Here is a 12,961-nt window from a genome sequence, read left to right on the forward strand (position 1 = left end):
TTAATTGTATTACTTAGATAAACACTATCATTTTCCTGACGTTAAGTTGTATCTTTGATAGGATTAAAAAACGTATAGATAGCTTATGCTACTGAGGGAATAAAAATGACGAAAATTAGTGAACGATGGAAGCACAATGGCATTACTGAAGGTTATTGCAATATTTGTGGGAAATATGGCTTGCTCACAAAAGATCATGTTCCTCCAAAGTGCGCCATAACCTTAGGCCCTGTTTTGCAGAAAACAGTTAGCGAATTTTTTGGTATTCAGGAACCAGTTAAACCATTAAATGCTAAAAATGGCTCTTATTTCAGAACCATTTGCAGCCACTGTAACAATAAGGTATTAGGTGGGCTCGATGTTGCAATTGAAAATGTAACAAAGTCCTTTAAAGAACAGTTAAGTCGATATATGAATGGTATGAATGTATATCCATTCATTAGAATACCTTTTGATAGCATATCTTTCACTAAGGCTATGATTGGGCACGTGCTATCAGCAACTTCAGTTGAAGATTGTAAAAAAGAACCCGTAGATAGCCCCTTCTATACACCTTTAAAGGATTATGTTTTGGGTAAAAATTCAAGTTTTGAGGAAACTCATGATATTTACTACTGGTTTTACCCACACAGAATGCACATATCCGCTCAAAGTGTAGCATTTATGAACGAAGGACATGTGGCATTTATTTGTGCTTTACATTTTTTCCCTATCGGTTTTATTATCACAATGAAAAATGAAGGAACATACCCTGCCCACTCTACAAAATTAGAACTTGAAGATAAATTCCTTACATTTAATATGACCTCTATAAATTATGAGTATACGACATTTCCATTTGTAAATCTTAAGGGAAACCAAATGTATGCGATAAGCAACGGTCATACTTGTGTGAGTTATCCAATAATTAAGTGACGGCTAAATCATACAATCTACGCATGTTCACTTTCTACATATACCATCTATAATGTCCGCTGTTGGCACAAAGCGGACAACCACGCTAGCTCTACCCTGTGCCACAAAATGTCAATTTGCATCTGAACTAATGCACTTTAATCTCGTCACTTCAATAAATACCGAACATCCCCCTGATAAAACGACAATATGCGCTGCATAACTTCACTCTTCCGGTACTCGCGACAGATTATATTCAGGCGCCTGTCGTAGCGGCGTATTTCTCCGTCTGGTAATGACCAGATAAGGTCCGGATCAACCGCAGATGGTTTCTTCAGCTTTGCCCTTGAGAGCTTTTTACGGGCGTTTTGCCAGTCTTTACGTGCCTGCTCCGACGGGAATAACCCGCAGCCAGAGTTGTATACATCGCCACTGGCAACCAGCTCTCTGGCGAGAACACTCATCAGATATCTTGTTGCCCCGGTTTTAGCTTCCAGTTGTCGTAACGTCTCGCGCCCACTCTGGCGTACAAGTTCAACAACCTGCCCTTTAATTTTTTCCCGCTCTTCTTGTGTAAAAACTTTTGCCACAAGTCCTCCTGAAAATTACCTCATGACCAGAAATAAACACTTACCCCCTGAAGCCCGGCGGAATTTCGGTATCCGGTTCAGAAATATGATTCACACAACGCTGGTTGTTCGTGCCGCTTACCGGGAGCAACCAGGGGTTCTCAAAATTCCGGTCCGGTCCAAGAAACGTCGTCGCCCGCTGAACAAATTCCGTTCCCGTTTTCCCGGTAACCGCTAGGTATCTTGCGTAACGCCTCACGCCATCCAGCATTGCCTCTGGTGGCACCCCCTCGCGTAATCTGGCCTTCCAGGCACTGAAAGCGGATTTCTTCGGGTTTGCCCCGGCACGCAACGGGTACTCCCGCCAGACCTGTTCGAACACATCCGGATAATCCACTCGTCCCACAGACTGCCCGGTGTTTTCCGGGACTACCCGATCGGCTTCCCGCTGAATGGCGGAATCGGCTTCAGGCTGCTGCAGTTGGTGTGATTGCTCCGGCCTTGCGGTCATCACCTGCTGCACAGCGCCCGAATCGGCTTTCAGCGCATACGCTGAATCGGCTTCCGGTGTCGTGCCTGCTGGCTGACCAGGATTGACGGCCTGAACATCCCCTGCCTGGTTCGTGGCGTTTTTTACGCCATGGACCATAGTGTTTTGATCTTCTTGATCTGTATCTTGATCTGTATCTTTATCTGTCGTGACTCGTCGTGACATGTGCGTGACATTTCGTGACGCGCCGTGACAATCGCCATTTTGTTCCCGCTTTCTTTCCCTCTCTCGCTGCGCCCTCTTGCGCTCTGCAGGAGATTTTGCGGTTTGCGAAATATTGCCGTTGTCCTCTTTAAGCACCTGGCGTTTTTCCCATCCAGTGATTAAATCACCATCAAGTACCCGCCCCTGCATCGTCTGCAAAATTGAATCAATTACCTCTTCTGTCACGTCGAGCGCACTTGCCAAATCTTCTGTCGTGACATCAATGTGACCTCGCGTGACATTTCGTGACGCGCTCACCAGGAGGTGGATATACACTGCCATCACTGTTGCAATTGGCTGCCCTGACACCCTGGCAATTGTTCGCCACTTAGGGTCATTTGGCATGTCATGCCATAATCTGAGCCAGGCGTTAGCCATACTCACCTCTTCTGATACCGAATCTTTTTACTCACGAGTTGCCGGAAGCGATTCGATATGGCTATTGTCAGTCAATGTACTGCCACAGCATTTCCTGCCGGGCCACCACGGTTCATCTGATTGAAACCGGCGATTGCCACTGCGACAAAATCATCAGCGTCTCTCACCAATCGCTCCCGCGTCTCCACCAGCTCCCGAAAATAAGCTGAACTGTGGCTGCGCATTCTGGCCACCAGCAAAGGCGGCATTGCCTTTTCGATCGCTGGTAACAACGCCTGAATTTTTTCAACTGCATCAGGGGTGTCTTTCTCTACCCAGCGGAAAATTTTCTGGGTATTGCGAGCCAGGGCTTCCGGATGGCTGTCGTCGTACAGTTCAGGAAACGTCATACCCAACTCAAAATAAGCCTGGGTTATTCCAGCTGCCGGAACTTTTTCGCCATCAGGACGCGCCCAGGCATTCATCGCCATGCGGATGTGTTCATGCTTGATTTTCATGAATCCCCCCTTGGTTAGAAGGCGGATTATGATCAGAACCGGGAATGACAACCGTCGGTATGTGTAACTCATATTTGAGCGCCCCGGCAGTGACTGCCTGAATTAGCAACGCCCATTTCCACGGAACCTCTTCCCCCCACATGCTGACTGTGGTTTTTGACGTTCCTAGAGCTGCGGCTGTTTTAACAACTCCGCCAAAATAGCCTAATACTTCTGATTTTTTCATGAGTCGCTCCATAAAACTGAACGCCAAAAGTTTAATAATCAAAACCAAAGAAAGTCAAGAAACAAAACCATCTGTGTTTTAAAATCAAAACATGAGCAAGCAAACAATATCTGAACGCATAACCCAACGTATGCATGCGCTAAACCTGAAAGGCAAAGACCTTGTCAATGCCACTGGCGCATCAAAAGGCTCCGTAAGTCAATGGATGAACGGTGGAGGAGCGCCGTCCTCGCGTTACATAAGTTCACTGGCAAAGATATTGAAAGTAAACGAAAATTGGCTTCTTAATGGAGGAGAGTTAAATACGGGTGATTCGCTTGATCTATCTTTACCGCCGATAAAAACGGTTCCGCTACTATCACTTCAGCAGGCAGCAAGCTGGAGTGATTATATGAAAAATTCCTCAATAACCTCTTGTGTGCAGCTTGTCGGAGAAATCCCGGCCAATACCTTTGCAGTTGTTCTAGAGAGTGACAGTATGTCAACATCTGGTGGGGGAGTTTCCATCCCAAATGGTTCAACAGTTTTTGTTGATCCCGATCGAACCGTACAACCAGGAAATATTGTCCTTGCCTTACCCAAAGGGACCACAACACCTGTCATTCGTAAACTGGAGATAGAAGGGCCGGATATTCTTTTAGTCCCCACGAATCCTCGCTACCCTTCAATTATGCTGGATGATCTATCTTGCATATTGGGCGTATGCTTTAAAATTCAACAAGATATTTAACCAACCTCATCTATTTGATTAACTGTATGCCATCGTGGTGATGGCTTAACAGCTGCCTGCTTAAAAAGTTTTGATAAAAAAACATTGACCCGAAAAGTTCATTTTTCTAAACTTCATTCATTCCCTCACCCCACCCCACAGAATGCAGGGCAATACTTCGAGTTACCAGGCAGTGGTCAGGGGTTAAGTAGCCAGCCCGAGGCGTAAGAACATGACGGCAGGGTTCAACTTTAATAACTATGCAGCAGGTTTTTGTTCCGCTACCCCGGCGTTAAGGGGAAATGAGGTCAACATGGATACTATCGATCTTGGCAACAACGAATCTCTGGTGTACGGCGTGTTTCCCAACCAGGACGGCACATTCACCGCGATGACGTATACCAAAAGCAAAACGTTTAAAACCGAAAATGGTGCCCGTCGCTGGCTGGAAAGAAACTCAGGTGAGTGATATGGATTTCGACACAATCATGAAAAAGGCTTACGAAGAATACTTCGAAGGCCTTGCCGAAGGCGAAGAAGCTCTCAGCTTCAGTGAGTTTAAACAGGCGCTTTCCAGCTCGGCAAAATCTAACGGCTGATAAGCGAAGCAGCACCGCGAGGAATCAGTATGCAGAAACGAGAACCCGTCATCATCGCGCCAGACTATACCGATGATGAACTTTATGAGTGGATGCGCCAGAAAATTAATGCAGCGCAGGATCTGAAATGGGCCAATGAAGCCAGGGCTAAGCAGGCTGAAAATCTGTCCGCTCTGGAGCAGGATATCACCAGGCTGGAAAAAGCAGCGGCATTAAGCATTGCCAGAATGATTACATACCCGCGTTAATAGCTAACCAACGAAGCTAAGGTTGGTAATTAAGGAGTTCTCCACGGGTGAGGTGGAGTGCGTGCGCCGGACACGGGTGAGCATCCGGCACTGACAGTTTACTGAAAGGATATTTCCCTGAAAAGTCAGACCATAACGCGAAAGCGCACGGCGAGGTAGCTGGTTCATAGATAGCCTGTCGTTAAATTATCGTCGACCGTGCGCTTCCGGTTGTGGCACTCCGCGAAATGGCGCGGCGGTAAGTATGGCGGGGTTATTCCTTCCCCGTTGAGGACACCGGGTTGTCAGGTTGACCATACGCTTAAGTGACAACCCCGCTGCAACGCCCTCTGTTATCAATTTTCTGGTGACGTTTGGCGGTATCAGTTTTACTCCGTGACTGCTCTGCCGCCATTTTTAAAGTGAATTTTGTGATGCGGTGAATGCGGCTAAGCGCACGCGGAACAGTTAAAACCAAAAACAGTGTTATGGGTGGATTCTCTGTATCCGGCGTTAATTGTTAACTGGTTAACGTCACCTGGAAGCACCAGGCACCGCATCACAAAACTCATTGTTGAGGGCGCGATAATGAAAACGTTATTACCAAACGTTAATACGTCTGAAGGTTGTTTTGAAATTGGTGTCACTATCAGTAATCCTGTATTCACTGAAGAGGCCATTAACAAAAGAAAACACGAACGGGAGTTATTAAATAAAGTATGCATTGTTTCAATGCTGGCCCGTTTACGTCTGATGCCAAAAGGATGTGCACAATGAATCCAGTATTTGCACTTATTCTGACGGTTTTTCTTGTTTCCGGAGAGCCAGTTGATATTGCAGTCAGTGTTCACAGAACAATGCAGGAATGTATGGCCGCAGCAACCGAACAGAAAATTCCAGGCAACTGTTATCCGGTCGATAAAGTTATTCACCAGGATAACGAAATCCCGGCAGGATTTTAAAACAGCACCGTAATAAATATCCAGTTTCATTCTTATATGTCAGCAATGGCAGAGATTTGTTCACCCTTAAATCTGTGATGAGGTTTATCAATAATGAGCACTGATAAAGAAGAATTTGCACTATATTGCGAAGCAAAAAATGACAAAGTAAGAAAACGCCTGGGAATTAAAGGTGGTTTTTACTGGACTACAGCAAAAAAATTATCTGTTGCAATCTCCCGCTGCATTACCGCAATGGATGACAACGATTATGATGAAGACGACTTTAAAAAACCCGTCCGCGTCAATTTGCCCGTTGTTGACGACCTTCCGCCAGAAGGCGTGTTTGATACTGAATTCTGCAACCGCTATGAAAAAGGCGGGAAAGATGGCATCACAATGACATTTATCGGCCCTTCCCCCTCTGTTCAGGACAAACCAGCCAGCACTGACAATACCAACATCAACGGCGAAGACATGACTGAGATTGAGGAGAGCATGCTTCTGCCTGTCTCCGGTCAGGAACTGCCCATTCGTTGGCTTGCTCAACACGGCAGCGAAAAACCAGTAACGCACGTTTCACGCGACGAACTCCAGGCATTACACATTGCACGGGCTGAAGAACTACCGGCTGTTACTGCCCTGGCTATTTCGCATAAAACCAGTCTGCTCGACTCGCTGGAGATTCGCGACCTCCACAAACTGGTTCGTGACACTGACAAAGTTTTCCCTAATCCTGGTAATTCAGACCTGGGACTAATAACTGCTTTTTTCGAAGCATACCTGGACGCTGACTACACTGATCGGGGTCTGCTGACAAAAGAGTGGATGAAAGGAAATCGTGTTTCACGCATCACCCGCACGGCTTCCGGTGCTAATGCTGGCGGTGGGAACAAAACCGATCGCAATCCGAATTTAGTACACACCCTCGACACACTGGATGTGGAGATTGCAGCAGCCACACTTCCGATGGATTTTAATATTTATGAAATTCCGGGCAGCGTTTATCGTCGCGCAAAAGAAGTAGTCCTGAAAAAAGAAAGTCCGTTCAAAGAATGGTCCGCAGCACTTCGTGCAACCCCGGGTATTCTGGACTATTCCCGCGCCGCTATTTTTGCACTTATCCGAAGCGCACACCCTGAATTTTATCACTACCCGGGACGCCTTCAGGGGTATATCAACGCCTATTTGACGGAAACTGATCACGAGAACCCCAGCAAGGAAACTCTCACAGCTGCCCGGCATACGCCGGAAAAAGATATCCTGGAAGAAATTAACCGCGAGGTGGTTACTGAGCGTGAAACAGAAGAAGAAAAACCACAACCATCTGACGCAATGGCAGGTGAACAGGCAACAACTGAAACAATGGAACCGGATACAACTGAACATTGCCAGAACGCGCAGTCGCTGGATGCTCAGTCGCAGGTGAGTTCCGCTAACCAAGTAAAAGTCACCGCTGACGAAGTAAACAAAATTATGCAGGCAGCCAATATCAGCCAGCCTGACGCCGATAAGTTACTTGCTGTATCGCGTGGTGAATTTGTTGAGGGGATTAGCGACCCTAATGATCCGAAATGGGTCAAGGGGATCCAGACTCGCGATTCTGTGAACCAGAACCAGCATGAATCGGAACGGAACGACCAAAAAGCGGAACAAAACAGCCCAAATGCGTTACAAAACGAGCCAGAAACGAAACAATCCGAACCAGTAGCGCAACAGGAACCGGAAAAAGTCTGCACCGCCTGCGGTCAGAGCGGTGGCGGCAACTGCCCTGATTGTGGCGCGGTGATGGGCGACGCAACATACCAGGAAACATTCGATGAAGAGAATCAGGTTGAAGTTCAGGAAAATGATCCGGAGGAAATGGAAGGCGCTGAACATCCACACAAGGAGAACCCTGGCGGCAATCAGCATCACGCCAGCGATAATAAAACTGGCGAGGCGACAGATCCCTTAATTAAGGTGAATGGTCATCATAAGCTCACATCCACCAGCAGAGCGGGGATTCATCTGATGATCGACCTTGAAACCATGGGAAAAAATCCCGATGCCCCGATTATCGCAATAGGCGCAATATTTTTCGATCCACAAACCGGAGATATGGGACCGGAATTTAGCAAGACCATCGATCTGGATACTGCTGGCGGAGTCATTGATCGTGACGTCATTAAATGGTGGCTAAAGCAATCACGTGAAGCGCAGTCTGCCATTATGACCGATGAAATCCCGTTAGATGATGCACTACTGCAATTGCGGGAATTTATCGACGAAAACTCCGGTGAATTTTTTGTTCAGGTCTGGGGTAATGGGGCCAACTTCGACAACGTGATTTTACGCCGTTCATACGAACGACAGGGTATCCCCTGCCCGTGGCGCTACTGCAACGATCGCGATGTACGCACAATCGTTGAGCTGGGGAAAGCCATAGACTTCGATGCCAGAACTGCTATCCCATTCGAAGGTGAGCGCCATAATGCACTTGATGACGCTCGTTACCAGGCAAAATACGTTTCAGCTATCTGGCAAAAACTGATCCCGAGTCAGGCTGATTTTTAATGTTCAACCCTAATTGCCGCTAACCGTATATAGTTAGCGGCGGTTATGAGATATAGCTATGAGCAGCTTATTTTTAACCGAAGATGAATTGCTAATATTAACGGGCTGCAAATATGCAAGCCACCAGCGAAAATGGTTAATGGAAAACGGGCTTCCGTTCTATACCAATCGTAGTGGCAAACCGATTGTCAGCCGGGATCTATTTACCTGCAATAAAACTTTACCACCACGCGAGGTAGAGCCGAATTTTGGTGCGATCTGATGGGAAGACGAAGGAAAAATCCTGAACACGAAAAATTACCTCCAAATGTATACCCAAATAAATATAGTTATGTATGGAAACCAACATCCAGAGAATCTGTCACACTAACCGCCATCAAGGATGGTTTAGCTGCTTTATGGAAAAAGTATGAGGAAACTGTAAATAATCGCGATCGTGCAATGACATTCGGTCGCTTGTGGGAAAAATTCCTCGCCAGCGCCTATTACAGTGACCTCAGTCCAAGAACACAAAAAGATTATCTGCAACATCAAAAAAAGTTGCTTGCCGTATTCGGTAAGGTGCCGGCAGATTCCATAAAACCAGAACACATCCGTCGATACATGGACAAGAGAGGGGAACAGAGTAAAACGCAAGCCAACCATGAAAAAAGCAGTATGTCCCGCGTTTACAGTTGGGGGTATGAGCGAGGGTACGTGAAGGCTAACCCATGTGCAGGTGTAAGTAAATTCAAGGCCAAAAACCGCGAACGATATGTAACCGACAAAGAATACCAGGCAGTATTAAGCGTTGCACCTCTTCCTGTTTTTATCGCAATGGAAATTGCCTATCTGTGTGCAGCGAGGGTTTCCGATGTGTTATCGCTGAAATGGGAGCAGATTGGAAACGACGGGATCTTTATCCAGCAAGGGAAAACAGGAAAAAAACAGATAAAAGCATGGAGTCCACGATTACAGGCGGCGATCGAAAAAGCAAAACAGTTACCAACATCCGCCTATGTAATCAGCAATCAATACGGCAACCGATATATGTACAAAGGCTTTAACGAAATGTGGGTAGAAGCAAGAAATCGCGCAGGCAAAATTTCAGGTATTTTAACTGACTTCACCTTTCATGATCTGAAGGCGAAAGGAATTTCAGACTATGAAGGAAGCAGTCGGGATAAGCAACTTTTCTCTGGTCACAAAACCGAGGGGCAAGTGCTAATCTATGACAGGAAGGTTAAAGTTTCACCGACACTTGATGTCCCGTTACCTGAAAATATTCCAAGAAAATATTCCAAGTAATTCCAAGTGTGATTTTTGTCACTGACTTAATGATGTATAAGTGATTGAATTTTGGCGGAGAGAGGGGGATTTGAACCCCCGGTGGAGTTGCCCCCACTCCGGTTTTCGAGACCGGTCCGTTCAGCCGCTCCGGCATCTCTCCGTTAAGATGGTTGCCATGATGCCAGGAATTTTGGCATTTTAACAGACCCTGTACCTGCAATTTTGTTCAAGTGACGAGTTTACGAGCAAAACGATGATTAAGTGGCCCTGGAAAGCACAAGAAACACCCCAACAAGATAATCCTCCCTGGGAAGATGCGCTGGCAATCCCCATTTTGCACAGCCTGACGACAGAGGAACAAACCCGATTAGTTGCTTTGGCTGAGCGTTTTCTTCAACAAAAACGTATCGTTCCGCTGCAAGGTTTTGAACTTGATTCGCTTAAGAGCGCGCGTATTGCCCTTCTGTTTTGTCTTCCAGTCCTTGAGCTTGGTATCGAATGGCTTGATGGCTTCCACGAAGTTTTAATTTACCCAGCTCCTTTCGTGGTTGATGACGAATGGGAAGATGATATCGGTCTTGTGCATAATCAACGTATTGTTCAGTCCGGGCAAAGCTGGCAGCAAGGCCCTATTGTGTTGAACTGGGTTGATATTCGTGATTCCTTCGATGCTTCCGGCTTTAATCTGATTATTCACGAAGTAGCGCACAAATTAGATATGCGAAACGGCGATCGGGCCAGTGGGATCCCATTGATTCCTTTACGTGAAGTCGCCGGTTGGGAACACGATTTACACGCTGCCATGGAAAACATTCAGGAGGAGATCGATTTGGTCGGTGAGACCGCTTCCAGTATCGACGCGTACGCCGCAACAGATCCCGCAGAGTGTTTCGCCGTATTGTCTGAATATTTTTTCAGTGCCCCGGAGCTGTTTGCCCCGCGTTTTCCCTCTCTGTGGCAACGTTTCTGCCAATTTTATGGGCAAAATCCATTACTGCGATTACGTAACAGCCCAAATAATGACGCTTCCCCCACAACAAATGTTCATTAATTCACTATTTTGCAGATTAAATAATCAATTGAATTAGCATACGAAAGATAGTGTTGACATGGAATAAGGCGCTCAGTATTATGCGCCTCGTTCCAACGATTCCTCTGTAGTTCAGTCGGTAGAACGGCGGACTGTTAATCCGTATGTCACTGGTTCGAGTCCAGTCAGAGGAGCCAAATTCTGAGAAGCCCGCTTTTAAAGCGGGCTTTTTGCTTTATATCTGATAGTCAATTTCTGTTTCTTCTGTTGCCATTACCTGGCGTTTAATATCCTCTACAGACAGTCCTGCATTACAGAGCTCAAGAAATCGCCAGACATAATTGCGTTGCAGTTGTCCGCGCTTAAGGCCAAGCCAAACAGTGTTGGCATCAAACAGGTGACGCGTATCCAACTGTGTTAGCCCCTTCTCTTCCTGTTCACCACCTGATTGCTCCGCCACCAGACCAATCCCCAACCCCAACTCAACATAGGTTTTTATGACGTCTGAATCCTGAGCACTCAATACCACATCGGCGATTAACCCTTTTCGGGCAAAAGCCTCATCGATTCGTGAACGCCCGGTAATCCCCTGACGATAGGTAATCAGTGGCCATTTAGCGATAGCCTCCAGGGTGAGCGGCGTTTCTGCTATCAGCGGATGATTATTTGGTACCAGCAGACTGTGATGCCAACGAAACCATGGAAATGCCACCAGCAATGGATCATTACTCAACCGTTCACTGGCTATCCCAATATCTGCACCACCATTTTGCAATAATGCATCAATCTCTTGTGGTGTCCCCTGAATCAACTCAAGGCGTACTTCCGGAAATAATTCCCGAAACGCTTTAATCACACCTGGCAAGCTGTAACGCGCCTGAGTATGCGTTGTCGCTATTGTTAGTACACCTGATGCATCGTTAGTAAAAAGATCCGCCAGCCGCCGGACATTACTGGCCTCATTGAGAATACGCTCTGCAATCACTAACAGCGCTTTGCCTGGTTCCGTCATACCTAACAGACGTTTTCCTTTGCGGATGAAAATCTCAATGCCAAGTTCATCTTCTAGCTCACGAATATGCCGACTTACGCCAGACTGGGATGTATAAAGCATGTTTGCGACTTCAGTCAGATTAAAATCCTGACGTGCCGCCTCACGGATTATTTTGAGTTGTTGGAAATTCACTGTTCGCTCCGGATACATCAGACATTACGCTATTGTTAAAGTCTGATGTCCGGCTGAACAAATAATAAAAACCTGCATCTTATTCCAAAGCGGAATAACAGTTAGCTCACCATTTGCAATTCATGTTTATCCAGAGCCGGGCAAGTAATAAGCGATAGCAGAATATCTTTCACGGCCTGAGCCTGCGGTGTCAGGGATCCTTTAGCTGCCATATTGAGCGATAACGAAAGATTCATAGAAGGTGTAGTGATCCGCGCCATCCAGCCATTTGCCGCACTACATAAAGCTCGCGCAGCTGATTCAGGCAATACCGTGCTCCCCATTCCACTGGCGATGGCTGCCGTCAATGTGGCGATGGATTCAATCTCACCGATTACTTTTGCTGTCAGGCGACGTAATGAAAACGCCTCATTAACCCGCAAGCGAACAGCACTAAAATCGCCGGGCAAAAACAGGTTCATCTGAGCAACAGTGATTAAATCAACGTTTTGCCCAGGGCAATCTTGCGTACCGACTAAATAAAGATCTTCTTTAAGTAACGGCTGGCAATGAATGCCGTCAATGGGAGAGCGTTCGTACATTACAGCCATATCCAGCTCGCCATTGAGCAACTTATCATTAAGTGCCGCACCACTATTTTCATGTAAATAAACCAACACATCGGGCAGTTCAGTACGTACAGCCTGTAACAATGGCATTGTCATTGAAGATGCCGCTGTACCAGGCGCAAGGCCAATTGACACCTGACCGCTTAAACTCTGACAGGCATTATGTACTGCCAGTTGCGCTTGTTCGCACTGGCGTAATATCGTTCTGGCGTGAGCATAGAGAATTTTCCCGGCTTCCGTTGGCGTTACTCCGCGTTTAGTACGGATGAGCAGTTGCTGATCCAACTCACCTTCAAGCGTCGCAACCTGCTGGCTGAGCGCAGGCTGGGCAATATGCAGGACTTCTGCAGCCTGAGTCAGGCTACCGATATCGACGATTTTGACGAAGTATTTCAGGCGTCTGAAATTCATTTATGGCCTCCGGTTCAGAATGCCAGTTATTAGCTGGCTTTTTATCTGAATGGATTTTGCAAGATGCTTGCCAATTTGTTCATTACGAAGGATCCCATGCTAATTGT

At 46.6% G+C, this 12,961-nt stretch carries 18 protein-coding genes and 2 tRNA genes; 12 read left to right on the top strand and 8 right to left on the bottom strand.

Annotated elements, in window-relative coordinates:
* Window positions 1-105: 105 nt before the first annotated feature.
* Window positions 106-915 carry a hypothetical protein gene (locus tag K0335_RS20335; protein ID WP_000161640.1) on the top strand — a complete coding sequence of 270 codons (810 nt, stop codon included), beginning with the start codon at window positions 106-108 and terminating at the stop codon, window positions 913-915.
* Between the two features lie 146 nt (window positions 916-1,061).
* On the opposite strand, the gene K0335_RS20340 is transcribed toward K0335_RS20335, so the two are convergent.
* The 4 genes from K0335_RS20340 to K0335_RS20355 all read right to left on the bottom strand — a co-directional run bounded on the left by K0335_RS20340 (window position 1,062) and on the right by K0335_RS20355 (window position 3,318).
* Window positions 1,062-1,484, bottom strand: a complete 423-nt coding sequence (locus K0335_RS20340) for a DUF977 family protein (protein WP_219394067.1) — start codon at window positions 1,482-1,484, stop codon at window positions 1,062-1,064.
* Window positions 1,485-1,524: 40 nt separating this feature from the next.
* Window positions 1,525-2,595 (bottom strand): phage replisome organizer, encoded by a 1,071-nt coding sequence (locus tag K0335_RS20345; RefSeq protein ID WP_219394069.1) that lies wholly within the window; start codon window positions 2,593-2,595, stop codon window positions 1,525-1,527.
* A 71-nt stretch (window positions 2,596-2,666) separates the two neighbouring features.
* Window positions 2,667-3,092 (bottom strand): toxin YdaT family protein, encoded by a 426-nt coding sequence (locus K0335_RS20350; RefSeq protein ID WP_000693883.1) that lies wholly within the window; start codon window positions 3,090-3,092, stop codon window positions 2,667-2,669.
* Window positions 3,076-3,318 carry a Cro/CI family transcriptional regulator gene (locus K0335_RS20355; RefSeq protein WP_000747951.1) on the bottom strand — a complete coding sequence of 81 codons (243 nt, stop codon included), beginning with the start codon at window positions 3,316-3,318 and terminating at the stop codon, window positions 3,076-3,078. The genes K0335_RS20350 and K0335_RS20355 overlap by 17 nt, the downstream gene beginning before the upstream one ends.
* A gap of 391 nt (window positions 3,319-3,709) precedes the next feature.
* On the opposite strand from K0335_RS20355, the gene K0335_RS20360 reads away from it, so the two are divergent.
* The 4 genes from K0335_RS20360 to ydfC all read left to right on the top strand — a co-directional run bounded on the left by K0335_RS20360 (window position 3,710) and on the right by ydfC (window position 4,874).
* Window positions 3,710-4,048: a LexA family transcriptional regulator gene (locus K0335_RS20360; RefSeq protein ID WP_001397087.1), complete on the top strand. Its 339-nt coding sequence runs from the start codon at window positions 3,710-3,712 to the stop codon at window positions 4,046-4,048.
* Window positions 4,049-4,340: 292 nt separating this feature from the next.
* The gene (locus tag K0335_RS20365; protein WP_000379575.1) at window positions 4,341-4,496 is read left to right on the top strand and encodes a DUF1391 family protein; all 156 of its coding nucleotides are present in this window, start codon (window positions 4,341-4,343) and stop codon (window positions 4,494-4,496) included.
* Between the two features lies 1 nt (window position 4,497).
* Window positions 4,498-4,626: a protein YdfB gene (gene ydfB, locus K0335_RS22550; RefSeq protein WP_000344974.1), complete on the top strand. Its 129-nt coding sequence runs from the start codon at window positions 4,498-4,500 to the stop codon at window positions 4,624-4,626.
* A 29-nt stretch (window positions 4,627-4,655) separates the two neighbouring features.
* Window positions 4,656-4,874, top strand: coding sequence for a protein YdfC (gene ydfC, locus K0335_RS20370; RefSeq protein WP_001171946.1), 219 nt, complete (start codon window positions 4,656-4,658; stop codon window positions 4,872-4,874).
* A 3-nt stretch (window positions 4,875-4,877) separates the two neighbouring features.
* Here ydfC and K0335_RS20375 read toward each other — a convergent pair whose 3' ends face one another.
* Window positions 4,878-5,042, bottom strand: coding sequence for a hypothetical protein (locus tag K0335_RS20375; protein ID WP_001331716.1), 165 nt, complete (start codon window positions 5,040-5,042; stop codon window positions 4,878-4,880).
* Between the two features lie 399 nt (window positions 5,043-5,441).
* Here K0335_RS20375 and dicB point away from each other — a divergent pair, with 399 nt between their 5' ends.
* From dicB to K0335_RS20400, 5 genes are all read left to right on the top strand, one after another.
* On the top strand, window positions 5,442-5,630 hold the full coding sequence (gene dicB / locus K0335_RS20380) for a cell division inhibition protein DicB (RefSeq protein WP_000854564.1): 189 nt from the start codon (window positions 5,442-5,444) through the stop codon (window positions 5,628-5,630).
* Window positions 5,627-5,815, top strand: a complete 189-nt coding sequence (locus K0335_RS20385) for a DUF1482 family protein (RefSeq protein WP_001070253.1) — start codon at window positions 5,627-5,629, stop codon at window positions 5,813-5,815. Before dicB ends, K0335_RS20385 begins: the two co-directional genes overlap by 4 nt.
* A 93-nt stretch (window positions 5,816-5,908) precedes the next feature.
* Window positions 5,909-8,350, top strand: coding sequence for an exonuclease (locus tag K0335_RS20390; RefSeq protein WP_219394071.1), 2,442 nt, complete (start codon window positions 5,909-5,911; stop codon window positions 8,348-8,350).
* Between the two features lie 58 nt (window positions 8,351-8,408).
* Window positions 8,409-8,612: a DUF4224 domain-containing protein gene (locus K0335_RS20395; protein WP_000096344.1), complete on the top strand. Its 204-nt coding sequence runs from the start codon at window positions 8,409-8,411 to the stop codon at window positions 8,610-8,612.
* The gene (locus K0335_RS20400) at window positions 8,612-9,637 is read left to right on the top strand and encodes a tyrosine-type recombinase/integrase (protein ID WP_000533619.1); all 1,026 of its coding nucleotides are present in this window, start codon (window positions 8,612-8,614) and stop codon (window positions 9,635-9,637) included. The genes K0335_RS20395 and K0335_RS20400 overlap by 1 nt, the downstream gene beginning before the upstream one ends.
* A 52-nt stretch (window positions 9,638-9,689) precedes the next feature.
* Here K0335_RS20400 and K0335_RS20405 read toward each other — a convergent pair.
* A tRNA-Ser gene (locus K0335_RS20405) sits at window positions 9,690-9,779 on the bottom strand.
* Window positions 9,780-9,872: 93 nt separating this feature from the next.
* Between K0335_RS20405 and mtfA the strand changes: the two genes are divergently transcribed.
* Complete coding sequence (gene mtfA / locus K0335_RS20410) at window positions 9,873-10,670, top strand: DgsA anti-repressor MtfA (RefSeq protein WP_000598930.1); 798 nt, start codon at window positions 9,873-9,875, stop codon at window positions 10,668-10,670.
* A 100-nt stretch (window positions 10,671-10,770) separates the two neighbouring features.
* A tRNA-Asn gene (locus K0335_RS20415) sits at window positions 10,771-10,846 on the top strand.
* 38 nt (window positions 10,847-10,884) lie between these two features.
* Here K0335_RS20415 and cbl read toward each other — a convergent pair.
* Together cbl and nac are read right to left on the bottom strand one after the other, a co-directional pair.
* Window positions 10,885-11,835 carry an HTH-type transcriptional regulator Cbl gene (cbl, locus tag K0335_RS20420; protein WP_001010985.1) on the bottom strand — a complete coding sequence of 317 codons (951 nt, stop codon included), beginning with the start codon at window positions 11,833-11,835 and terminating at the stop codon, window positions 10,885-10,887.
* Between the two features lie 101 nt (window positions 11,836-11,936).
* Entirely contained in the window at window positions 11,937-12,854 is a 918-nt protein-coding gene (gene nac / locus K0335_RS20425) for a nitrogen assimilation transcriptional regulator NAC (RefSeq protein WP_001011449.1), read from the bottom strand.
* Window positions 12,855-12,961: the final 107 nt, after the last annotated feature.

Source organism: Escherichia sp. GZ89 (assembly GCF_019366485.1).
In the GTDB taxonomy this organism is placed as follows: Bacteria; Pseudomonadota; Gammaproteobacteria; order Enterobacterales; family Enterobacteriaceae; genus Escherichia; species Escherichia fergusonii.